The sequence below is a fragment of the Ferranicluibacter rubi genome, from assembly GCF_011603255.1.
GTDB classification, from domain to species: domain Bacteria; phylum Pseudomonadota; class Alphaproteobacteria; order Rhizobiales; family Rhizobiaceae; genus Ferranicluibacter; species Ferranicluibacter rubi.
Window position 1 is genome coordinate 300,946 of sequence record NZ_JAANCM010000006.1, and the last position, 22,018, is coordinate 322,963.

General features: G+C 60.3%; 24 protein-coding genes and 1 pseudogene. 14 read left to right on the forward strand and 11 right to left on the reverse strand.

Annotated elements, in window-relative coordinates; translation table 11 throughout:
• Positions 1-109 precede the first annotated feature (109 nt).
• Entirely contained in the window at positions 110-1,084 is a 975-nt protein-coding gene (locus G8E10_RS14255; RefSeq protein WP_167129818.1) for a glycosyl hydrolase 53 family protein, read from the forward strand.
• Between the two features lie 103 nt (positions 1,085-1,187).
• Here G8E10_RS14255 and G8E10_RS14260 read toward each other — a convergent pair whose 3' ends face one another.
• A complete protein-coding gene (locus tag G8E10_RS14260) occupies positions 1,188-1,616 on the reverse strand; it encodes a winged helix-turn-helix transcriptional regulator (protein ID WP_167129820.1) in 429 nt (142 codons plus the stop codon).
• A 95-nt stretch (positions 1,617-1,711) separates the two neighbouring features.
• On the opposite strand from G8E10_RS14260, the gene G8E10_RS14265 reads away from it, so the two are divergent.
• Positions 1,712-2,446: an SDR family NAD(P)-dependent oxidoreductase gene (locus tag G8E10_RS14265; RefSeq protein ID WP_110737562.1), complete on the forward strand. Its 735-nt coding sequence runs from the start codon at positions 1,712-1,714 to the stop codon at positions 2,444-2,446.
• A 289-nt stretch (positions 2,447-2,735) separates the two neighbouring features.
• Here the strand turns inward: G8E10_RS14265 and G8E10_RS14270 are convergent, their stop codons facing one another.
• From G8E10_RS14270 to G8E10_RS14280, 3 genes are all read right to left on the reverse strand, one after another.
• Positions 2,736-3,392, reverse strand: a complete 657-nt coding sequence (locus tag G8E10_RS14270; protein ID WP_167129822.1) for a dihydrofolate reductase family protein — start codon at positions 3,390-3,392, stop codon at positions 2,736-2,738.
• Complete coding sequence (locus tag G8E10_RS14275; RefSeq protein ID WP_132449602.1) at positions 3,385-3,879, reverse strand: VOC family protein; 495 nt, start codon at positions 3,877-3,879, stop codon at positions 3,385-3,387. The genes G8E10_RS14270 and G8E10_RS14275 overlap by 8 nt, the downstream gene beginning before the upstream one ends.
• Before the next feature lie 232 nt (positions 3,880-4,111).
• Positions 4,112-4,651, reverse strand: a complete 540-nt coding sequence (locus G8E10_RS14280; protein ID WP_167129824.1) for a VOC family protein — start codon at positions 4,649-4,651, stop codon at positions 4,112-4,114.
• Positions 4,652-5,011: 360 nt separating this feature from the next.
• Here G8E10_RS14280 and G8E10_RS26305 point away from each other — a divergent pair.
• Positions 5,012-5,257, forward strand: a pseudogene (locus G8E10_RS26305) (hypothetical protein); the annotation flags it as partial.
• Positions 5,258-5,289: 32 nt separating this feature from the next.
• Here G8E10_RS26305 and G8E10_RS14285 read toward each other — a convergent pair.
• Entirely contained in the window at positions 5,290-5,691 is a 402-nt protein-coding gene (locus G8E10_RS14285; RefSeq protein ID WP_167129826.1) for a DUF1236 domain-containing protein, read from the reverse strand.
• 281 nt (positions 5,692-5,972) lie between these two features.
• Between G8E10_RS14285 and G8E10_RS14290 the strand changes: the two genes are divergently transcribed.
• Together G8E10_RS14290 and G8E10_RS14295 are read left to right on the forward strand one after the other, a co-directional pair.
• Positions 5,973-7,796: a CHASE4 domain-containing protein gene (locus tag G8E10_RS14290; protein WP_167129828.1), complete on the forward strand. Its 1,824-nt coding sequence runs from the start codon at positions 5,973-5,975 to the stop codon at positions 7,794-7,796.
• On the forward strand, positions 7,793-9,676 hold the full coding sequence (locus tag G8E10_RS14295; protein ID WP_167129830.1) for a putative bifunctional diguanylate cyclase/phosphodiesterase: 1,884 nt from the start codon (positions 7,793-7,795) through the stop codon (positions 9,674-9,676). Before G8E10_RS14290 ends, G8E10_RS14295 begins: the two co-directional genes overlap by 4 nt.
• A 15-nt stretch (positions 9,677-9,691) precedes the next feature.
• On the opposite strand, the gene G8E10_RS14300 is transcribed toward G8E10_RS14295, so the two are convergent.
• Together G8E10_RS14300 and G8E10_RS14305 are read right to left on the reverse strand one after the other, a co-directional pair.
• Positions 9,692-9,937 carry a hypothetical protein gene (locus G8E10_RS14300; protein WP_132449608.1) on the reverse strand — a complete coding sequence of 82 codons (246 nt, stop codon included), beginning with the start codon at positions 9,935-9,937 and terminating at the stop codon, positions 9,692-9,694.
• A gap of 73 nt (positions 9,938-10,010) precedes the next feature.
• A complete protein-coding gene (locus G8E10_RS14305) occupies positions 10,011-10,403 on the reverse strand; it encodes a DUF1236 domain-containing protein (RefSeq protein WP_132449609.1) in 393 nt (130 codons plus the stop codon).
• Positions 10,404-10,646: 243 nt separating this feature from the next.
• Between G8E10_RS14305 and G8E10_RS14310 the strand changes: the two genes are divergently transcribed.
• Positions 10,647-12,038, forward strand: coding sequence for a sensor histidine kinase (locus G8E10_RS14310; protein ID WP_245507556.1), 1,392 nt, complete (start codon positions 10,647-10,649; stop codon positions 12,036-12,038).
• Entirely contained in the window at positions 12,035-12,685 is a 651-nt protein-coding gene (locus G8E10_RS14315; protein WP_167129832.1) for a LuxR C-terminal-related transcriptional regulator, read from the forward strand. Before G8E10_RS14310 ends, G8E10_RS14315 begins: the two co-directional genes overlap by 4 nt.
• Positions 12,686-12,761: 76 nt before the next feature.
• Here the strand turns inward: G8E10_RS14315 and G8E10_RS14320 are convergent, their stop codons facing one another.
• A complete protein-coding gene (locus G8E10_RS14320) occupies positions 12,762-13,256 on the reverse strand; it encodes a hypothetical protein (RefSeq protein WP_167129835.1) in 495 nt (164 codons plus the stop codon).
• 402 nt (positions 13,257-13,658) lie between these two features.
• On the opposite strand from G8E10_RS14320, the gene G8E10_RS14325 reads away from it, so the two are divergent.
• The 5 genes from G8E10_RS14325 (at position 13,659) to G8E10_RS14345 (ending at position 17,526) form a co-directional block, all read left to right on the forward strand.
• Positions 13,659-13,862 carry a hypothetical protein gene (locus G8E10_RS14325; RefSeq protein ID WP_132449612.1) on the forward strand — a complete coding sequence of 68 codons (204 nt, stop codon included), beginning with the start codon at positions 13,659-13,661 and terminating at the stop codon, positions 13,860-13,862.
• Between the two features lie 279 nt (positions 13,863-14,141).
• Complete coding sequence (locus tag G8E10_RS14330) at positions 14,142-14,972, forward strand: DUF1206 domain-containing protein (protein ID WP_167129837.1); 831 nt, start codon at positions 14,142-14,144, stop codon at positions 14,970-14,972.
• Between the two features lie 639 nt (positions 14,973-15,611).
• On the forward strand, positions 15,612-16,124 hold the full coding sequence (locus G8E10_RS14335; protein WP_167129839.1) for a hypothetical protein: 513 nt from the start codon (positions 15,612-15,614) through the stop codon (positions 16,122-16,124).
• A 26-nt stretch (positions 16,125-16,150) separates the two neighbouring features.
• Positions 16,151-16,735 carry a hypothetical protein gene (locus G8E10_RS14340; protein WP_167129841.1) on the forward strand — a complete coding sequence of 195 codons (585 nt, stop codon included), beginning with the start codon at positions 16,151-16,153 and terminating at the stop codon, positions 16,733-16,735.
• A 245-nt stretch (positions 16,736-16,980) separates the two neighbouring features.
• A complete protein-coding gene (locus G8E10_RS14345; protein WP_167129842.1) occupies positions 16,981-17,526 on the forward strand; it encodes a hypothetical protein in 546 nt (181 codons plus the stop codon).
• Positions 17,527-17,670: 144 nt separating this feature from the next.
• Here the strand turns inward: G8E10_RS14345 and G8E10_RS14350 are convergent, their stop codons facing one another.
• On the reverse strand, positions 17,671-18,699 hold the full coding sequence (locus G8E10_RS14350; protein WP_167129843.1) for a hypothetical protein: 1,029 nt from the start codon (positions 18,697-18,699) through the stop codon (positions 17,671-17,673).
• A 297-nt stretch (positions 18,700-18,996) separates the two neighbouring features.
• Here G8E10_RS14350 and G8E10_RS14355 point away from each other — a divergent pair, with 297 nt between their 5' ends.
• A complete protein-coding gene (locus G8E10_RS14355) occupies positions 18,997-19,320 on the forward strand; it encodes a DUF1294 domain-containing protein (RefSeq protein WP_167129863.1) in 324 nt (107 codons plus the stop codon).
• 152 nt (positions 19,321-19,472) lie between these two features.
• Here G8E10_RS14355 and G8E10_RS14360 read toward each other — a convergent pair whose 3' ends face one another.
• Both G8E10_RS14360 and G8E10_RS14365 read right to left on the reverse strand, forming a co-directional pair.
• Positions 19,473-20,096: a DUF1349 domain-containing protein gene (locus G8E10_RS14360; RefSeq protein ID WP_167129844.1), complete on the reverse strand. Its 624-nt coding sequence runs from the start codon at positions 20,094-20,096 to the stop codon at positions 19,473-19,475.
• Positions 20,097-20,230: 134 nt separating this feature from the next.
• Positions 20,231-21,232 (reverse strand): SIS domain-containing protein, encoded by a 1,002-nt coding sequence (locus G8E10_RS14365; RefSeq protein WP_281517573.1) that lies wholly within the window; start codon positions 21,230-21,232, stop codon positions 20,231-20,233.
• Positions 21,233-21,428: 196 nt separating this feature from the next.
• Here G8E10_RS14365 and G8E10_RS14370 point away from each other — a divergent pair.
• Positions 21,429-22,018 (forward strand): PfkB family carbohydrate kinase (locus G8E10_RS14370; RefSeq protein ID WP_281517574.1); only part of this gene is annotated, 590 nt, incomplete at its 3' end.

Genomic DNA, 22,018 nt, shown 5'->3' on the forward strand with positions numbered 1-22,018 from the left:
TCAGCCAGTGCTTTTGCGATATCGGCTTCTCTGAAGTGAGCCGATACAATCTAGCCACGTCCCGTGGGAAATGCGGCTGAGGTCGTGCCGTACCATTCTAAAAGCATCCATGAAGGCAGGAAGAGGGCGGTTGGTTTTGCGACAGCGGGATTTGGGCTTCGGTCTCATAGACCGCTCTTTGGTCAACAGCGAGATCATCGCCGGGTTTGAGTGCGGGCTTGTTCACGGCGGTCGGCATGATCTGTTGCAGACCACCCGCCATATGCCATCCGGCCGGATGCGCGACCACTTGAGAATTGCCAGAAATCACGGAGTGTTCACCGCGCGTGACGGGCTGGTGCCAGGGCATGATGCTGTCGAGAGATTGCGCATCGCGCAGGATGAGGGGGTGCAGACCATCTGGGATCTGTCGCACTATCATCGCATTGACGATCCCGGAGCCTATGTGAGAGCGATCGTACGGCAGGCACAGGCAGTCTGTGGCGCAGAACGCCTGTGGCTGTGTCCCGTCAACGAGCCGTCGCTCTACCCGATGCTGGCCGGAATGTCGCGAGAGCACGCGGTCAATATGGCCGTCGTCATGGCCGAGGAGGCTCGGCACCTGCATCCCTCCGTTGGCATTCTCGTCAATGATCCCATCACAGGCGTCGGCGATCGCCAGTTTGCAGCGACCGATGCGATCGTATCGCGCACGTTTGTTGACGTGATTGGCGTAAATTACTACCCGCATACGGCCCGCACATCGCTATCGAAGGTGTTGCTCAAGACGTGGCGGCGGTACGGCAAGCCGATCATGGTGTCGGAGACCAGCTGGCACGATGGTCACTCGGTTCATCACAGACGATATCCCGGTCTGAACAAGGGGAGTTGGCTTCGGCATGTGCAGGATGAAGTCAAGATTGCCAACGACCGGGGAGTCGAGGTCATCGGCATTTGCTGGTATCCGATGGTCGATTGCCCGCCATGGCATGCGCCGCGATCCCGCAATCGATGGAGCCATGGCTTGATCCGGCAGGATCTGAGCGTCGATCCGGCGCTGTCGGCTGAGCTCATGGCAATGATGCCCCATGCGGCCGCAGCGTAGCCACGTCCTCATCAGCCACGCCGTTATTCCTGTGAAAGCCCGTTCTGTCTACGTCGGAGATTGAGCGACCTACCTTGCGGCGCGGTCTTTCCGCCTCGTGCGGCTACCCCCCTCTCTTCTGCTGGTTCTGCGCCGTCATGGCGTCGCGTTCGGCAAACACGCGTGCCACCTCGGCCATGTTTTCCGTGCCCCAGGTGCAGAGTGGCACGAGGGCCTGCGCGAGGCTGTGGCCAAGCGGGGTTAGGCTATAGTCCACACGCGGCGGAATTTCCTTGTGGTCCGTGCGCTTCACAAGGCCGTCTGCCTCCATTTCCTTCAAATGCTGGATCAGCATCTTGTCGCTGACATCGCGCACGGCACGGCGCAGCGCGCCATAGCGGGTCGGGCCGGCCTGAGCGACGAAATAGAGGATCAGCGGTTTCCACTTCCCTGCGATCACCCGAAGCGTCGCGTCCAGCCCGCAGGTAAAGCCGGGCAACGTCGGGGTGCAGGTGCCGGCTTCCGGGAGAGACGGGGTGGTCGGGCTTTGCATCTGTATGGTCATAATGGGTACTTACCAAAAGGTGCATACTTGTCAACAGGAAGGCGCCTGGCCACCTTGGCGTAATCTCAACCAAGGAGCACACCATGAGCAGACTGACAGGCAAGACGGCCGTGATCACCGGCGGGGCAACCGGCATCGGCCTCGGAGCGGCAAGACGCTTCATCGAGGAAGGCGCCGTTGTCTACATTTTCGGCCGGCGGCAGGAAATGCTGGATGCGGCCGTGCATCAGCTTGGGCCCTCGGCGCGTGCCGTGCAGGGGTCGGTCACCCACCTACCCGATCTCGACCGCCTCTATGAAACCGTGAAGGCCGAGCGGGGCGGGCTCGACATCGTCCTCGCCAACGCTGGCACGGGCGCGTTCGCTGCACTCGGGAGCATCACGCCGGAGCATGTGGACGAGACTTTCGACCTCAACGTAAAGGGACTGATCTTCACCGTGCAGAAGGCTCTGCCGCTGATGGGCGCGGGCGGCTCGATCATCCTCACGGGATCAAGCACCGGGGTGATGGGCACACCGGCCTTCAGCATCTACAGCGCTACGAAGGCGGCCGTGCGCAACCTCGCGCGCAGCTGGGCACTCGATCTGCGCGGCACGGGCATCCGGGTCAACGTGATGTCGCCAGGGCCGATCTCTACTGAGCTCGCGCAGGAGGTGCTGGGCGCTGATGGCATGGATGCGATCGGCGCGACGACCGTCCTCGGCCGGGTGGGAGATCCATCGGAGACCGGCGCCGTCGCTGCCTTCCTTGCCTCCGCTGACAGCAGCTTCATGACGGGCGGTGAGGTCTTCGTAGACGGGGGGCTTGCGCAGGTTTGACGTTGCGCAGATCTCGGACGTAACCAGAGAGCCGGCCCGTGTCAGACACGGCCGGCTCTTTCGCGGGATCGGTCGTTCATGGGATGCGGCGGCCTTCATCCGATCACGATCGGACTGATCCTCTGACTCTGATCCATGAGTGGAGCCGGAGTTGTTCTTGAAATCAGCCGTTATGATTGGCTTTCGCTGGCCTCAGAAATCATCCTGAATTCGAACGGAGTGTCGTTCTCGTAGAGCGCGAATTGCGCCTTCCAAATATAGGACGAAAACGGATGACCGAAGAGCTGGATTACCAGGTGCGGTTCCTCATCTTCACTTGACGTTCCTCCTCACGCGCGCTTTTGATCGCGCCAAAGGACCCTGTTTCGACGGCACCTGCGGGTTCGTAAGTAGCAAGGACGGTGCCACCAGAAGATATTTGGTGATCCACCAACCTGAGCGTGCCCGACGACGTGCCGTCATTAAACAGCCGCTTGCCACTGCCGAGCACGATCGGAAAGGTGTACAACACTAGCTGGTCGAGCAGGCCTGCTGCGAGCAGTGCCGGATAGATCGTGCTAGATCCCTGGATCAACAGATCAGGACCATCGCCCTGCTTGAGCATCGCAACGTCGTCGATCCCGCGCATTCGATGGCTGTTTTCCCATGGCAGCGGTTGCTCACCCTTTGTCAGGACGTATTTGTTTGCCAGAGTGAAGGCCTTGCCCATCTCTTCGCCCTCGACGTAAGGCCAGTATGCGGCGAAAATGTCATAGGTCCGCCGGCCCAGCAGAAGGTCGTAAGGTCGTGAGAAAAACTCGCCAACCGCAGCGCCGACCTGATCGTCGGCGACGGGAAACATCCAGCCGCCATGGGCAAATCCGCCGGTCGGGTCTTCTGTCGGTCCACCCGGTGCTTGTACGACACCATCGAGTGATAAGAACATGCCGCCGATGATCTTACGCATCGCGCGTCTCCCCTGCGCGCGCCGCTTCGATTTTGGCAATGTCGATCTTGCGCATCTTCATCATCGCTTCCATCACACGCTTGGCCGCTGCGGGGTCTGGGTCGGCCATTCCGGCTATCAGCGCACGTGGCACGATCTGCCACGAAAAGCCCCAGCGGTCTTTGCACCAGCTGCACATGCTCTCTGTACCGCCGCTGCCGACGATCGCATTCCAGTAACGATCGGTCTCCTCCTGACTATCGGTGAAGACCTGAAAACTGACCGCCTCGTTTGGGACGAAGCGCGAACCGCCGTTCAGGCCAACGAACGATTGGCCGAGCACGGTGAACTCGACAGTGATTTCCTCGCCACGCTTGGTCGAGGGATTGTCCGCAGGGGAGTCTTGCCCCGCGCCGACATAGCTATCGGGGAACAAGCTCGCGTAGAATTCGGCAGCCTCGCGAGCCTTGCCGTGGTCGAACCATAGACAGGTGGTCATCTTTGCCATTGTGTCACTCCCTATTTGCCACCGACGAGCGCAAAGGCTGCGCCTTGAGGATCGTTACCCATAATGATGCATGCCAACCGGCACATCGTGTGGCCCGATGGACACCGTACCACCGCTCTGTTCGATCCGGCCCTTCGCTGCCTCGATCAAAAGCACGTTGAAACATCAGCTCCAGCGTGTCGACCATCCGGCGCCGGCAGTCATCGCAGCACCAATTCTTTGGTCGGCATGATCAAAGAAGGCATTTTGCCCATTTCGCCCATTGGCAGGTTCTCTGTGTTCTCCCAGCCAAACAAATCGCCGTAGAAAGCAAGGCGGCCTTATGGTCACCGGTAACCAGTTCGTTCCATCCGCAATGCCTAGGTGCTGTGGCATGAAACGCTTGAGAAGCGCGCGGACCGTCGCCGCGCATAATATAGACGACCATGCCCTGCGGATCGACCACCATCGCGTAGCGGCTAATGTCGGGAACGTCTCGCGGATCCATATGGATTATGCCGCCGAGCGATATGATCTTCCTACCCGTGCCGTCGACGTCCTGAACTCCGACGTAGTAGAACCATCCGGGTTTTATCGGTGCGCCCTCCGGAAGCGTTGTGAGCCCGTCTATCTCCTGGCCGTCAGGCACCGTAAGAATTCCGTAATCGCCGGTGCCCGCCACTGCCGAGGCGGCGATACTCCAGCCGAAGACATCGGCGTAGAATTTCTGTGCGCCGTCGAGGTCGGTGGTCATGAGTTCATACCAGATCGGGGTTCCTTCTAAGTTGACCATCTTGTCTCTCTTGCTGCGGGATGATTGTTGAACGACAATTGCGCTGACGCTCCAATCGGCGCAGCGAGCCCGCACACCTGTCCGGATTATCTGAGCCAAGAGCGACCGCACGAGATCAAGGCGTATCTCACGCCGAACAGGCTGGCGCTCGCCAGCATGCTGCCGGCAACGGGCGGCGTGCTCGGGTTCAACGCCGCGTCGCCCTTACCGGGGGAATGCGCCACTACGCTCGACCAATAACGCAAGGTGGTCGATCTTTATGCCGATCTGGGCGGAAGCACGGTGATTTACGTGGCGGGGTGGCAGATATTCGGCACATCAAGACAGCAGGCCTGGGAATGAAGCAGGCAGGCGCTTGGAAAGATTGCCGATCACGCTGCTTCACGGGACGTTACCATCGTCACTGAGTCGACGTCCGCCAACAGCAATCTGGTCGATTCCTGCGATGCTGCCCTTCGGATGATGCGCGAAGTCGACCGCGCGAACGTCAAGCTGATATTCGACGCTTATCGTGTGGTCTACCGCAATGAGGTGTTGACGGATAAATGTACTTCTAAAATCGCTCGGTTTCAGGGCGGACCAAAAACTAAAAAAGGTCCCTTGTGAAAGGGACCTTCCTGCAGCATATCAGGCGTTTCTTACTGAACGATCTGGACGACCTGACCTGTCTGGGGATCGACGATCAGGCGCTGCTGGTCGACGATGGCGTAGGAATAGGTCGGATCTTCGGGAATGGGCGTCAGCACGACTGTCTGCGGTACGCGCTTGCCGACCACGATTGGCTCGTCGACAACGACGCGCTGCGTCGGCATGGGCTGTTCGCGAACATAGGTCACAACGCGCTCCGACGGCGGGTCGATCGCCGCGCCGGCAATCGCGCCGACGGCGCCTCCGACCACGGCGCCCACCGGACCGCCGACAACGGCACCAGTGGCGGCACCCCCTGCAAGACCAGTCACGGTGCCGCTGCCATCGGCATAGGCAGCCGTACCGAAGCCGAGGGACATGACAGCGAATGGAACGAGAAGAGCGGTTTTCATGGGTCTGATCCTTGTGTTGCGGTTCGTGACAGAAAGGCCTCGTCAGGCACATTCGTTCCGGCCCGGGACTTCAGTCCGGGGTTCGGAGCGGGCGCATAGGACTTAAGTCTGAAGCCGGCGAAAGGCCGGGATTCAGTTGTTGGCTCAAGCAGATGCACCCCTTTCCGGCAAGCAGGGACGCGATCAAGCCCTGCGCCTGCCGCTCAGGCGATCGCGTTAACCACCCTTTGCAACCGGGACTTTACGAAGACCGTTGTAAACCTCTTTCGAGGGGATCTTTCATGCGTCTTGTCACCAAACTGAATGCCGCGCTTCTCGGCGTCGTCGCCGTCTCTGCCGTTCTCAACTACGCCACGCTGCGTCTTGCCGTGCTGCCCAGCTTCTCCGCTCTGGAGGAGCAGGCCGCCGAGCGGAACCAGAGCCGTGTGCTGGAAGCCATCCAGCTGCAGAAGGATCAGGTCGCCAATAGCGCCGGCGACTACGCCATCTGGGACGACACCTACGACTTCATGCAGGGCCTGGCACCCGCTTACGAAGAGAAGAACGTCACGGCGGAATCCCTGAAGACGCTCGGCGTCAACTATTTCGTTGCGATCGACGTCGACGGCAGGGTGGTTCTCGACAGCGGGTTTGCGTTTAAGGAGGACGAGCCGCGACCCCTCAAGCTCTTGTCGGCGGACCAACTGCCGCCGGACAGTCCGCTGCTCTCAGGCTCGGGGAACGTCAAGATCCGCGCGTCCCTGATGCAGACCCCGGATGGGCTGTCGGTGATCGGCATTTCTCCCATCCTGCGCTCCGACAGGTCCGGCACGCAGACCGGGACGCTGGTCCTGGGCAGGCTTCTGGACATGGACGCGATCCGGTCGGCGACCCGCGTCGATTTCGATCTCCTCTCAACCGCCAGCGGACCGACCCAGCCCGCGGCGGCGAGCAGCGGGACAATCGACAAGGTCGATCCTTTGCTCGGTCCGGACGGGACGGCTTTGGCTATGATCCGCTCGCATACGATGCGTGACATCACGGCCGTCGGTGAGAAGACGATCCTGACGACCTTGCTCTTGCTCCTTGTCGGCGCCACGATCCTGCTCGTCGCCCTCGGCTTTATCCTCCGGCAAATCGTCATTCGTCGCATCGAAACGCTTCGCTCTCACCTCCTGTCGGTTGCTGCAACGGGTCACCTCGATCCGATGCCGGAAGACGGAAAAGGCGACGAATTGAGCGAAACCGTGACATCCTTCAACGAGATGGCCAAGCAGCTCGACGAATTGCGCGACAGGCTGCGGCGGCAGGATTACGATCATGGGGCCGCTGACGAGGCTGCGGGCCTTCTTCACAATGTGCGCAATGCGATCAGCCCTATCTCGGTCGTTGCCTGGGGGCTGGCGAAATCGAGTGCGGCGCCCTGGAAGCAGAATTTGACCAAGGCCCTGGACCAGCTGAACGAGCCAGGGCTCGCGCCCGACCGCGCGGCAAAGCTCCAGCAGTTCGTCGCCCTGTCGTCCGTCCGTCTTATGGACGAAGACCGCGCGCGGCAGGACGAGGTGGGGTCGTTGGTTGCCATGCTTCGGCATGTCGATGATATCCTGAAAGATCAGGACCGCTCGGCCCAGCGCGACCGCGTGCTGGACGAAGTGGACATCGCGACATCGCTGCGAAACGCCCTGCCTCTCATCGAGCGCCGCAGCGGCGTGTCGATCGATATCAGCGACCTTGAGAGCCTCGATGTGCTCAGTCACCGGGTCCCGCTGGAGCAGGTGCTCGGCAACCTCATCGTCAACGCGGCCGAGGCTATCGAGGCTTCCGGCAAATCCACGGGTCGCGTGCGGATCGCCTCGCGCCGGATCTCCAACGCCGCGGGTCCTGCCAGCGTGGAGCTCACAGTGAGCGATGACGGCGTCGGCATCGAAACGACGAACCAGGTACGGTTGTTTGAAAAAGGTTTCACGACAAAAAGCGGCGGCAAGCGCGGTATGGGGCTGCACTGGTGTGCGAACGCCGTGAACGCCATGGGCGGGCGTCTGTCGGTCGAAAGCGACGGTCTTCAACAGGGCGCGACGTTCCAAATCATCCTTCCCGCTGCCATTTCACAACGAGACGCGGCATGACCCTACCGACACATCAGAAACGCCGGATCCTGATCTGCGATGACGAGGCGGGCATTCTCGATGCCTATCGTCGGATCTTTTCAGACCTCGTTGCGGAGGCGGTCGATGATGCCGCAGGGAGCGACTACGACGCCTTGTCCGCCGATCTCTTTGGCGACGAGCCGACAGCTGACGCCGCCGTCATCGACGACATCGTCTACTGTCGACAGGGCGAGGAGGCGGTGGAGGCCGTGCGCGCTGCGAAAACTGCAGGGCAGCCCTTCGGCGTCGTATTTCTCGACGTCCGCATGCCCCCTGGCATCGATGGCGTCGAAACGGCGCGACAGATCCGTGCCATTGAGCCTGTCATCAACATCGTTATCGTCACGGGATATTCCGACCATCGGCCGACTGAGATTGCTGGAATGGTTGGAGCCGTGGATCGCCTTTTCTATCTGGTCAAGCCGTTCGATGCAGACGAGGTCCGCCAGATGGCGACGACGCTCGTCAATCGTTGGACCAGCGACGGCGACATTGCCAGAGAGTTGGCAGCGCAGGTCGAGGCGCTGGAGAAGCTAAATCAAGCGCTGCGCGCAAGCGAAGCATCCGCGCATCTGGTTGCCCGGCGCGATCCCTTGACCAAACTCCTAAACCGCACCGGCCTTCAGGAACGGTTCAACGCCGCGCGCAAGACTGCACATGCGAACGGCGCGCAGGTCGCGCTTCTCTATCTTGATCTCGACCGCTTCAAACGGGTTAACGACAGCTATGGCCACGGTATCGGCGACCAGCTGATCTGCGAGGTCGCCCGGCGGCTGTCAACGGCCGTCAGGGATGACGGTTTCGTCGCACGGCTCGGTGGAGACGAGTTCGCCATCCTTTGCGAAACGGCCAAGCTCGAACTGGTGCTCGCCCGTATCGTCGCTACCGCAGAATTGCCGTTCGCCACGAGCGCATATCAGCTGCCGGTCAATTTCTCCATAGGCTATTCCTGCGGCCGAAACGACGCGGACGCCGATCTCCAGGAGCTTATGCGCCAGGCCGACGTCGCGCTCTATGTCGCCAAGGATGCCGGGCGTGGTATCGCGCGACAGTTTGATCCGTACCTCGACCAAATCTTCTTCCGAGACCAGACGATGGCGCGCGACCTCAAAACGGCCATCGAATCGAATGCGCTCTGTCTCAACTACCAGCCGCTGATGTGCATTGAGGGGAAGCGCGTAACAGGTGTCGAAGCGCTACTGCGTTGGCACCATGACGATCTCGGGCTTATCTCGCCCGAAATCTTCGTGCCGATCGCCGAGAAAAACGGCTTGATGGGAGAGCTTGGAAACTGGGTGCTCAAGCGCGCCTTCGAGGATGCACGCGTGTGGCCCGATGTCATTACATCGATCAACCTATCCGTTCTGCAATTTGCAAAGCCCGATTTTGCCGAGATCGTCTTGAAGCTTGCGCGGGATATGGGGGTCGTCGCCGACAGGATCGAGTTCGAGATCACGGAAACGGCCATGACCAACGATACAACGTCGTTTCTCGCACAGGTCGAGGTTCTGCGGAAAGCGGGCTTCCGCTTTGCGCTCGACGATTTCGGCAGCGGCTATGCCAGCATCGGATACCTGTCGCGGCTGAACTTCCACAAGCTCAAGATCGATCGATCCTTCGTCAGTGCTCTGTCCGTCAAGCCGGATGCGGATCGAATGATCCGCTCGATCGTCAGCCTCGGCGCGGCCATGGGATTGACCATCACGGCGGAGGGCGTAGAGGATGTTCATCAACACGAAATTCTGAAAGCAGTCGGCTGCGACCAGCTACAAGGCTTTCTGTTTCACCGGCCCTGCTCGCGGAGCGACGTCGAGGCAATCCTTAAACGCGAAGTTCCTGTTCCGCAGCATGTCGCTTGAAGCAAGGTTGCAACCCTACCTCTCGACAGCCTTCTTGTCGGACCCAAGTCGGTCGGAGAACGCAACGAGCGCGTTCGCCACATCATAGTTCGGTGTGCTCTTCATGGTCTCGGACAGCGCAAGCACATTGGCCTTGTAGTGGTCGCCGTTCAATGTGCCAGCCTGCTCGAAAGTGGCGACCAGTGCCAGAAGCTGGGCTTCATGGAGGAGATGGAACGTCTCGATTTCCCGAAATGGGTCTTTTCTTTCGTCCTTGGTCATGACACGTCGACTTTCTTTTCAGTGCGATAACGCGAGGTTCACGAGCGTCGTGTGAGGGGAACCACCGAGCTTGTCATTCGACGAAATGGACAACCGTGTAGGTCTTTGGATCAACGATAACGCGGCGTTCGTTGACGATGGCGTAGGCGTAAGCCGGGTCTTCGGCGATCGGGGTCAGAACGACTTCTCGGGGCAGGGGCTTGCCGACGATCACGTCCTGTTCGACGCTGATCCGCTCCGTGGGCATCGGCTGCTGCGCGACATACTGCACGACGCGCTGCGGCGGCGGATCGATGGCCGTGCCCGCAATGGCGCCGACGGCACCGCCGACAACCGCGCCGACAGGACCGCCCACGACGGCACCCGTAACCGCTCCGCCGGCTGCACCCGTGACAGTGCCGTCCTGGGCGTGGGCAGCACCCATGAAACCGATGAGGACCGTCGTAGCGAGAAGAAGATTTTTCATGGGATCTATCCTTTCCTGACATAAATGCGACGTCCTTCAACACGGATCGAGTCGACCCGTTCCGGCATTCGGACCTTTGCCGCCCAGCCTCGGACTTAGGTCCCAAGTTCGCCTTCTGGATTTGATTGCGCCAGACCTTTACTTGCGCTTGCCCTTCCGACGACGCATTCCATGTTACCGAACAATGACGATGCTGGTGGAGGCCAGCGGATGTTGAGGACCATGCGCCTACAGTTAAAAAAAATGACGGACCGTTGGAATGCACAGTCGCTTGCGCGGCAGTTCTTTGTCGCCGGCGGAGCGGTGGCTCTGCTGGCCGTCGCGCTCGTGGGCGCTTTCGTAACCGACCTGATCGAGGCGACAGTAACGCGCAACTCGGCCGCGACGACCGCGCTCTACGTGGACAGCATCATCGCGCCCATCCTGCCGGATCTGAAAACCGCTTCGGCGTTGGATGAAACCGTCGAGCGGGCTCTCGATGAAACGCTCAGCCAGGGCGCTCTCGGACAGCGATTGATCTCGTTCAGGCTCTGGCGGAAGGATGGCACGATCCTTTATTCCAACGACAAAACGCTGATGGGCCGGCGGTTCGAGCCGACAGGTGATCTGCAACGTGCCTTTTCAGGCGAGATCGTCGCGCATTTCGAGCATGCGGACGACGAGGAAAGCGTCACGGAGCGCGCCACCGGCAAGCGGTTGCTGGAAATCTACAATCCCGTGCTCCAGCCCTGGTCGGGCGAAATCGTTGCCGTTCTTGAGTTCTACGAGGTTTCCGATGCGTTCGAGGACGACATCCGCGCGGCGCGCCTTGCCACATGGGCAGCCGTCATTCTGGTGACCCTTCTGTTCTTCAGCGTCCTCTCGCTCATCGTCTTTCGCGGAAACCGGACGATCGAGCGGCAGCGCCTTGCGCTCGCCGACCGCATTTCAGAGCTTTCCTCTCTTTTGACGCAGAACAAGGCGCTGAGCACGCGCGTGCAACGCGCTTCCCAGCGCACCGCCGCGCTCAATGAAAATTTCCTGCGACGCGTGGGAGCCGATCTGCATGATGGGCCGGCCCAACTGGTGGCTTTCGCCGGCCTTCGGATCGACAGCGAGGTTCTTCTGGACCCCGCCGTTTCGCGCGAGCGGCGAGAGCAGGAGATCACGGCGATCAAGGACAGCCTGGACGAGGCCATGCGCGAAATTCGTAGCATTTGCACTGGTCTCGTCCTTCCCGATATCGAGGCGCTCGGCGTCGAGGAGGTCGTCGCGCGCGCAGTCCGTGCATACCGCCAGCGCACGGGCGCCCACGTGGCACTGGTGCAGGATACGACGGGAGATCTGCCAGCTTTGCCTACGGCGGCGCGCATCTGCATCTACCGCTTCGTTCAGGAAACACTGAACAACGGATATCGGCACGCGCGGGCAGAGGGGCAGAGTGTCCGGCTGACCGTTGCAGGGCAGACGCTAACTGTTGAAACGGCGGATACGGGGCCGGGGTTCGATGTGATCTCAGTGCAGCCGAAGAGCCTCGGACTTGCTGGTCTGCGCGAAAGGATTGAAAGCCTCGGCGGACAGTTCAATATTAACGCCACGTCGGAGGGCACCTCGGTGACGATGCGCCTTGGGCTGGAGGAAGGAGAACAAGCATGACGCAGACGATCAGCGTTGCCGTGGTGGACGATCATCCTTTGTTTCGCGAGGGAGTGACGCGCAGCCTGAATGAGATCGGCGGCTTCCACATCGTTGGCGAGGGAAGTAGCAGTGCCGATGCCGTTCGACTTTCGCGCGAGTGCACGCCGGATGTCATGCTTCTCGATATCTCGCTACCCGGCGGCGGGCTGGAGGCGATCGAATTGATCCTCGAGGACTGTCCGAATCGCACTCTCATCATGCTGACAGTGTCGGAAAGCGCAGATGATCTGAAGACCGCCATTCAGCGCGGCGCGCGGGGCTACGTGCTGAAGGGGGTGGGTTCGCGGACGCTAGCAGATATCATCCGAACCGTCTTTACCGGCGAAAGCTATATCGCGCCGGCGCTGTCCTTCAAGCTGGTCGCCGACATGACGGAGGCGCATGCAAAACCCGGCGACCAGAACGCACTTGCAAGCCTGACGGCGCGGGAACAGGACGTGCTGAAACTCGTCGCATCCGGCCTTAGCAACAAAATGGTCGCGCGCGATTTGAACCTGCATGAAAAGACGATCAAGCACCACATGACACGGATTTTCGTGAAGCTGAACGTGAAGAACCGTACTGAGGCAGCGCTTGCCATGCGAGACTCACACGCGACCCGCTGAATTACTGGGACGTGGGGCACCGTGCAGACATAATTTTCAGAATTTTTTCGGTCAACTCACTGTAACAACACATGTTCTAGCGGATCGTCAGTCGCCTCAATCGGTCCCGGTCGGCTTTGGTTGCTCGGCGATCGACGACGACACGCCCCTGGGCATCCCGCATCACGTATCGCCCGCCGGTCAGCTGCTCCCTGAAGCCGTTGCGATGCCTGACGCTCAAAGCCTGTGCATCGGTCGCGCTGTCATCTGGTTTCGACGGCTCCGACTTGGTGGACGGGGAACCCGCATCGTTGCTTCCTGTCGAACGGCCATTGCCACTGCTTGCTCCGTTTCCCTTGCCGCCGCCGCTATTTCCCGAGTTGCCTCCTCCATTGCCATTGCCATTGCCATTGCCATTGCCATTGCCATTGCCATTGCCGCCACTATTACCGTTGCCGTTTCCTCCACCGTTGCCGTCCTTGGCGAAGGCTGCGGCGTGATCAAGGAGAAATGTGGCGTCGAGAGCGAAGCGAATGGGCGCCACGGCCAGAAGACAACCCAGTATCGTCACGAGAAAATGCTGTCGGTTCATCATCTTTCTCCAGATTCCGGTGCGTCATTGGCCGTCGTACACGGTACGTAAATGGGCACTTGTCGGACTATGCGAAATTCTCCATACCCCATTATCAGGGGTATCTGTCAAAAGCCCAGACGTTGCCAAGGTTCCCGTTATCGGTGCGGCATCAAATCAAAGAAAGCAGTTTCCGACATTGGTCTTATCGCAGCTGGACTGAAGTCCCGGCCGAGGAACCGACATGAAGGACGTCCGTTTCCTGCTCGGACAACAAGAATGACCCGTTACGTCGGAAATCGACCGGGAAACGCCAGAGACGTCCGATTGTCACAAATAGGTTCGGTCCCTGTCGCAAACAGCCGTCTTTCATCAATCCGATTCATGGCCACGCAGGTCATCGCGCCAAGCCAGGAGCCTGCCATGAGATCAACAACGGTCATTTCAGCCTGCCTGTTTGTGGCTTTGATCCTTTTATGTTCGGGCTTCGTGAGCGCCTTCGCCTTGGTTTCCAAGCCTCCGGCCCAACACCTGTCCAACCTGCATAGCCCCGACCTGTGGCCCGCCGGCGTCAAACGTGTTCGCGCGGCCGAGGAGGATGTAAGCAGCGTGTGGCTGAAGCGGTAAAGCCAAAAACGCTCCGCCGCCACCGGCACACCGGCTCTCCCTTGCCGTGAAGCATTAAGAAGCGCTGGCGGTGGATGGCAGGGACGACAAGGACACGTTTGCCTCGCGAAACGGGACGAAGTAGACGCCACTGCCTTTCGCTGGCTTCGCAAAGTGTCGGCTGTCATTGAAAAACGCTCGGAAAGATCAATCTTTCTGCCCATGAACAAGCATCACGGCGACGCGAGGAACGTTTCATCGTTCTTGCCATGAATGTTTGTATTGCGCGTGAGGGGATAAATGACAAACAAGTTCGAGTTTCTCGCCCGATGGGGATATGCCGCGCGTGGTGTCGTCTACATCACCCTCGGTCTGATTGCTCTCATCGGCTCGTCAGCGGGTGAAGAAGCCAGTACCCATGGTGCCCTGTCCAACCTTCTCGATCAGCCTTTTGGCCGGATACTCCTGGGGACAGTCGCCGTCGGTCTCGTCGGGCACGTTCTTTGGCGATTTGCTCAAGCACTTCTCAATGCCGACGCGCAGGAGAACAACATCAAGGGATATCTGGCGCGCGCGGGCAATCTTACGAGCGGCATCGTCAACGGGGCTCTGGCACTTGCGGCAGCCCGATTGGTTGTCGCATCGGGTGGAGGGTCAGAGAGTGGAGGTAGCCTGGCAGCCTGGTTGATGCAACAACCGTTCGGTCGCATTCTGGTTGGCTTATTGGGTCTCGTCATTATTGCTGCCGGTGCCGTCCAAGCATGGCGCGGTATTTCGCGTAAGTACCGGGAACGTCTGCAACTACCGGCCGACAGGAGTGATTTTCTTGGCAGAGTATCCGTTTTCGGTCTCGCCGCGCGGGGGATCGTGTTGTCGATAACAGGTGGATTTTTTGTCTTCGCGGCTTTCGTCGTGGATTCGAAGCAGGCTGGAAGCATACCTGAAGCACTGGACTGGGTAAGCAACCTGCCGTGGGGAACATATCTCTATGCTCTCGCTGCTGCTGGTCTGGTTGCGTTTGGAGTCTACAGTTTCATTGAGGCTCGATATCGTCGCATCGACGCACCGGAGCAAGCAGACATACAGCGAGGTTTGGCCAAAGCGTCTTCGGTGATGAACAAGCTGCCATAGATGGCGTACAGTTAAAAGCTGGGCGGTCATGCGTGTGCTTGGCCGATTGCCATATCTACATATTCCATTTTCCCATTCATTCCCATCCAATTTTCACGAAAGAGTTCGTCGGCTGTGAGCTAATAATTGGCTATTCCTCAGTGGAGCAGATCCCAAGTTCTGTATCGAGATGACATATGATGTATTAGGCGACAAGTTTCAGCAAGCGAGACGGCCGTCCTTTGTCATCGGCAAACCTCACGCGGTTAAAGCTAGGGATTTCTAAATTAATGGTATCTCAAAGAGTTCTTGGATGAGACCTACACGGAACAACCGAGGGGGCGAAGGTTCGACCCGGCTCAGGTTGTGCGGCTCAACGAGGTCTGCAATTGGCCGAAAGGGGTCACTCGCTGCCGGAGCAAGTGCCGCCAAACCCTAACAGTCGCGACAAAAGCAGCGACGTTAAATTTTGAGGGAAAATTCTGGCGCAAAATGCTACCATTCGCGACCGACTTTTGCGAACTTGTGGGTCACCGGAAGTAACCCTTCGAAGCCGTGCCACAAGTGCTCGTCCACTCCCCGCTAGGATGCCGTTCACTTTTTGCCTGCATTGCATAAGCCTCGTGAATCGGCAGAAGCCGCAGGGAGCCGCCGCGCCACATGTCCTATCGCACCATCTTCCCGCACCTTACAGCGGCAGCCCTCTTTCTTCTTGGTCCGCCACCTGCCTTCGCAGAGGAGCTGGCCTTGCCGCCATGTGCCGAGACCGCGGGTAACGCGCTGCCCAGCGAAATCATGCTTCGTGCGGCACCCCTGATGCAGGCGGGCAGGCGCGACGAGGCGACGTTCTGGTTCTATGCCGGACAACTTCGCTGGCGCTCACGCCTGAACGCCAGCCCAGCTCAGGACCCGACCGGTGAACCCGCTCTGTTTTCGTCGGTGTTCGAGACACTCGGGCCGCCCGTCAACAGTTGGGCCTTCGGCGACATCCCCAAGCTCCAGCGGACGATCGACGCCGTGCTCCTTTGGTACGTCCGTTATCCCGATCCTTCGCTGGATCCGGCCGTACACGAGCGCATGCGTGCAGGACTGACGGCCCTTCGCGACCAAATCGGTCGAGAAGCGGACATGATCAGAGCCGAGCGCGCCTCACAGGGCTTGGAGAACCGATGATGCTGCGCTTACGGTGCTGCATCTACATGGAACGCTTGTCCCGCCTGCTACTCGCATCCGCGATGCTGCTTGCCATCTCCGGATCCGCATCGGCGCAGGATGGGCCTGTCGCGGATCCGTTGCGCAGCGGTCTGGAAGGCGCACTGCGCGGCTGCGAGATTTGGGTCCTCGACCCGTCAAGCTGGCTGAACGATCCGGCGCGCTTCCTTGCGACCATCGATCTTGGCGGCGCGGTGTTCGAGACCGAGAGCCTGCCCGAGCCGCTCCTCCCACCCGAGCCCTTCCGGCGTGGCAACCGCTACTGGCGGATCAATGCCGGACCCAACGAGGGTTACGCGCTGGTGGTCTCGCGCGACATTCCGATGTGCCACATCACGGGCGGCGGCGGGGTCGACTTCCAGCCGGCGGCCGAAGCGGTGGCCGCCTCACCGGACTTCTCCGATCGCTGGGAGCGCATCGGCGAGGAGCGCCGAGAGGGCATGGTCTCGACCTTCTTCCGATTGCGCAAGGCGCCAAAGCTGACGCTGGTCCTCAGCCGTGCCGACGAACCGGGCGCACGACGCGACCGCCCCCAGGTGATCGTGACGGCGACCTACGACCTTGGTCGCTGAGGCGACGCAGGTTCGTCCGGCCAGCGTGGTGGAAATGGCCACACAAGAACTTCACCGCCCGGCGGGATCGGTCCCAAATGGCGCAGGACACGGTCATAGTGCGGGTCACTCGGCGGGTAGCGCAACTCACGATGTCCGACAACGGACCCGTCTTCACTTTTCCCTCGCAGCCATAGGACCAGCGTGCCATTGGGCTCGCGATGCGCTGAGCCGATCGACGCCTCCGCGGAAGGAGGCGCCGGCGCATGCCCCTGCGAACTCGCTCGCCCGTTAGCGGACGCCGCCAACGCTTCCAGCACCGCGACAAGGCGTGGTCTCGGACAATCGGACCCGACCTCCTGCAGGACGTCGTCGCCATCGAACAGGGCGACGTTGCACAGGCGGTCTGTCGGCTCACCGAGCACTGGCTGTTGGGGAGCCGGCATGATCCAGACCTCGTTTCCGGACGCAATCACGTTGCGCCGCTCGTCTTCCGAAATGGCATCAGTGTGTTCGCTTTCGATCTCCACCGGCCCTCCCGCATCGGCCAGACGCGTCGTTGCCTGCCGGATCGTCATGAGGTCGAGATCAATGACGATCCAGCGCGCCAGCGGCGACAGGACGTTGCCGGTCGCGACCAGCATCCCGCGACGCGGCAGTTCACCGGCAGGAAAGGCGAGACGGACGCCCGCGCGGCTAGTGCGTGCAAGCGAGGCTATCTTTGCGTCCGCGTAGCCGGGCTCGTGCGCCTCGGCTGCGACCGGCAAGACGAGAAGGAGGACGAGAAGCTCGGAGATGCCGAGCCGTCGTAAACGGTGACGTACTGCTTCACGCCACCTGATTACGGCCTCGGTCCGGAATGCGTCCGTCCTGCTGCCTTCCATTTGCGAGCTCGCATCTGTTCGTTTCGCTCCGGCATCCTATCGACGCTGGTCCCAGCCGTCATCCCTACGTGGTTAGCAATCCGGGTAGTAGGGGCTGACCTCGACCAAACAACCGAGCCGCTCGCCCAGTTCTTGCCCAAGCGCCGTCATGCCGTCGGGATCGCTGTGCTGCGCTAGGAACACCGACTGGCTGTCCGCGCCGGGTGCGTGCGTATAACAATGGGCATGAAGCGACGAGCCGCCCCCGCCCTTGGCCGGCGTCATACGGATGACCTCAAGGTGCAGAATGTCGGTGCGGGGCATGACGAAGAGCTGATCCGAAACCACGATCAGCGCCTCGCCGTCTGCTGACAGCCCAAGCATCCTCTGCCGGTCCTTGACCAGGTCTTCTGGGTCGCGCACGTATTCGAGCTCCGTCTCTCCCGGCGCATAGCGGCCAGCCTGAGCCATGCGCGCTGTCCCGACATCCCCGTCGAACGCGAGAGGCAGGAAGCCTGTCACCCATTCTTGTTCTCTCGCGCTGAGAGCCAGGCGGAAGCCCGTCGTCACCGTCACGTGGCAGGCGGTCCTAAGGCGCGGGTCGCGATCCTCGGACCGGTTTTGCAGGCCGTGCGGCTGCCAATCCGGCGGCCAGGCTGTCAGCGAGACCTCAGCCAGCCCCGACCGCCAGGCGGCAACGACAGTGTTCCACCGCTGACCGACCGGTGCGGGCCCGAGCGATGCCGTTAGATGGTCAGCGACGCGTCGAAGGTTGGCGTGCGCGTCGTCCTTAAACCACGCAAGGGCGGTGAAGCGGGTGATCGGAAACTGGGGTGGGATGCGCTCGAAGGCGCTTGCCGTCCAGGGCGCGAGTGCGCCTGGTAGAGGTTCGGCGTCGGTGAGGACGAGCGCTGGCCATTTGTAGACCGGATCGGGCAGAACGCCGCAGCGCGCCACAACCTCCATGCGCGTCTCGTGAAGAGGTAAGCGCCAATCGTCCGCAAGGCGGAGGATCGGGTTCATGCCATCGGGACGTAGTTGGACCTCAGCCGGAGCGGGGCCGTCGGGCCAAGACGTCAGCGGCGCCAGTGCGACCTGCGCGCGGCGGAAGAGGCGGTCCAAGAATCGTATCGTGGCCTCCGTTCATGCTCGCCGCTCTGCAACGGGTACAGGTAGAATACAAGATATGCGCTGCACATGTCCACGTCCCAAACGTCTTGTCTGCAAGTGGACCGAAAACTTTTGCGGTTACGAGGGAGGGGCTTCCGGACAGATCAGACCGCTTACGATCCCTTTCTGGCACTATGCCATTTGATGCCGTTCCAGTGACGCGCGGCAGGCTGCGTCGCAAAGAACATTGCGTCAATCATGGAACCGATGATTAGCCGGCGTTTAACGCCCGCATGCATATATTCGACTATGTACCGTTCGACACAGCTGACACTCCTTCTCATTTATCTTCTCATCAACGTCGCGGTCTACTGCGTCTATTGGTGGGATAAGAAAGCTGCGGTAGAGGGAGCGTGGCGCGTTCGCGAAAGCACGCTGCTCTGGCTGGCTATTGTCGGTGGAAGCCTTGGAGCCCTTGCCGCCCAGCAAGTACTTGGTCACAAAACGCGCAAAGAGCCGTTCCGCAGCATCCTGATGACAATCGGAGCGCTGCATGCAGGATTGGGCGTCGTATGGATTGCTGCAACAGATCTTGTGGTCGAGGCGTTATCGCGTATGAAGTCGTCTCTGTGATTCAGAGATTTATGATGTAGGTTCCTCGGGCCGACCACCAGTACTCTCGACTTTGGCGAGGATGATTGCCTGTCAGGAATGCGCCTCGGCAAAGTCTGCGTGAATTGCGCCAGAAGCCGACGCTGTGGCTTCTCAACACCGCGCTCTGGCGGCTACGTCAGGTCGTGAAGGTCTTTGCCCAAGGCCGGCCCCGATTGCCGCTTACTAAATCTGACCTCCAAGCCTGCACGTTCCGGAGTGCAGCACATTGGCCCAACGAGATAATGGTCCGCTTCCGGGAATGGGCAGAGGCGCACGAGTGGCCACGTCTGCCCATCGTGTGAAGCTTGTATCCTCAGAACGCCGCTCTGGACGGTCACCCTTATCCAGAAATCTGACGGGTCGCCGTCATAACGCCCCGTTGCCCAGTCGGAGGCTTCATTCGTCAGCACACTGCCGAGCAAGCCATATCCGTCCGAGAACTCGATCCCGGTCTTGACCCACCGTCTTTCGTTGAGCCTGACCATGAGACCGGCCTGATCGTAAAGATGCTCGAAATTTGCCTGAACTCGAACCTGGGCGGTGAAATCGCCCTCGGTCTGGAAAGCGTAGAAGTGACCGTTGTCGCGAACAAAGCCATAGTGTGTCTTTCGCCAAAAATCGGTGCTGGCGTCCGTCGTTACGGAAAGATCGGTATCCGAAGCATGTGCTTTTGTGGGCTCATTGAGCCACCGTCCATATTTAAGACTCTGCAACGGACGTCTCCTATGACAACGAGCGGACTTGCTCAGTCGCATCTCTCGTAACGCGGTAGTTCTACAGAGCCAATCATTGCCAGCAGGCAAGGTGTGACAGGTTGAGTCGCCGCTTGCCACGATTATGGCTGAGTAGAATGCACAGCATAGCCCGTCCGCCGTTTGAGACCGACCTCTTAATAATCGCTGATTTTCTTCATGTAGCGGCGGGCTTCCAGCATTGTCTGATCGCGGAGATCGGCAAGCTTGTAGGCGAATTTCCAGAGGGCATCGAAGAATATCAGGGGAACGAGATAGCCCTGGAATTGCGGGTCGATCCCGTCGAGGTCGAGATCGGCAGCGTCGAGGACGAGGATGTTATTCTTGTCTCCGAACCGATACAGGAAGTCGCGCGTGCGCTCTTCGAGCCGACGGGTTTCGTCAAGGCCGATCATGGTGATGAAGCAGGCGTTCTCGTCGACCACCTCGAAGGGCCCGTGGAAGAACTCGTTGGCGTGGATGGCCTGTGAATTGATCCACTGCATCTCCATGAGAACGCAGATCGCAAACGAATAGGCTGCGCCGTAATTGGCGCCGCTCGCCGTGGTGTAGATCACCAGACGGTCCTTGAAGCGCTCGGCAAAGGTTGTGAAGAGGTCCGCGTAGCGGATATGGGCCTTGTCGATCGCCGGCTGGAGATGTCCGAGGCTTTTCAGCAGCGACGGCAGATAGTCGGTACCGTCGGCGATGTTCACGAGGCCCGCGAGGAGCATGTAGAGTACACCATAATTGCTGTCCGCCGCATCGATCGCCACGCCGGTTGTGTAGGACGCCTGATACTGAAGAACATGATCGGCCGCTTCGGCCAGCGGCGATGCCGGATCCAGCGTCATGCCGATGACGGTGGCGCCCTTGGCCTTGGCATGCTGTGCGGCACGAACGGTCTCGCGCGTCGTCCCCGTCTGCGAGCAGAGAATCACGATGGAGTGGGCATCGAGCGTCAGCGGATCGCGGCAGACGAATTCGTCGCCATTGTAAACGTCCGACGTGATGCGCCGGGAATGACGATCCAGGAAATACTTGCCCGGATGCATGATCGACAGCGACCCGCCGCAGGCGACGAGAAATACCTGTAGAACGGTTCTTGAACCCAAGGCGGCAAGCGTGGCGGCGATATCAGCGTTTACGGCAGTTTTCATCATATCCTCGGTCTGTCTCGGCGCCACACCGGCACCTGCTGAAGGCAGCTGTCGCCAACCTTCCACCGGACACGACGAGGCTATGGCCGCCGGAATGCGCCGAGGCAGCGTCTCGCAATGTCGGGTCAGGCCCGCGTTGACAGCTTTCGACCAATGTGCGAACGTTCTCACATCAAGTCAATCGGAAAGATGCGCGATGATCAAAATTGCTGCGATGGGCGACAACGTCGTGGACTGCTATATCTCGAAGCGCCAGATGTTTCCGGGTGGAAACTGCCTGAACCTCTCCATCTTCATCCGCCGGTTCGGCGGGCAGTCGGCCTATATCGGCGCAATCGGGAAAGACGAAGCGGGTGCTGTGATCAAAGCGGCACTGCAGACGGAAGGGGTGGATCTCGCCCGGTTGCGAGTGCTGGACGGCCCGACAGCCTACTGTATCATCGGCCATCGCGATGCCGACCGCATCTTCGTCCGCGCCGACCTCGGCGTCTCGATGTTTGCGCCGGACCCGGCGGATATCGCCTGGCTCTCCGCATTTTCCGCCGTTCACATCGGGCAATCCAGCGGTCTCGATGCGCATGTCCCCCAGGCCGCCGGCCAGACGCGTTTGTCCTACGACTTCTCCACGCGCCGGGATGCCGACCATCGCAAGGCCATCGCACCGTTCTGTTTTCTGGCATCCGTTTCTGCCGGCGATCTCGACCGTGCCGAGGCGCTCGCGATCGCTCAAGAGCTCAGAGGAATCCAGGACCTCGGCGGAGCCGGGGAGGTGCGGGGGGCCGGGGA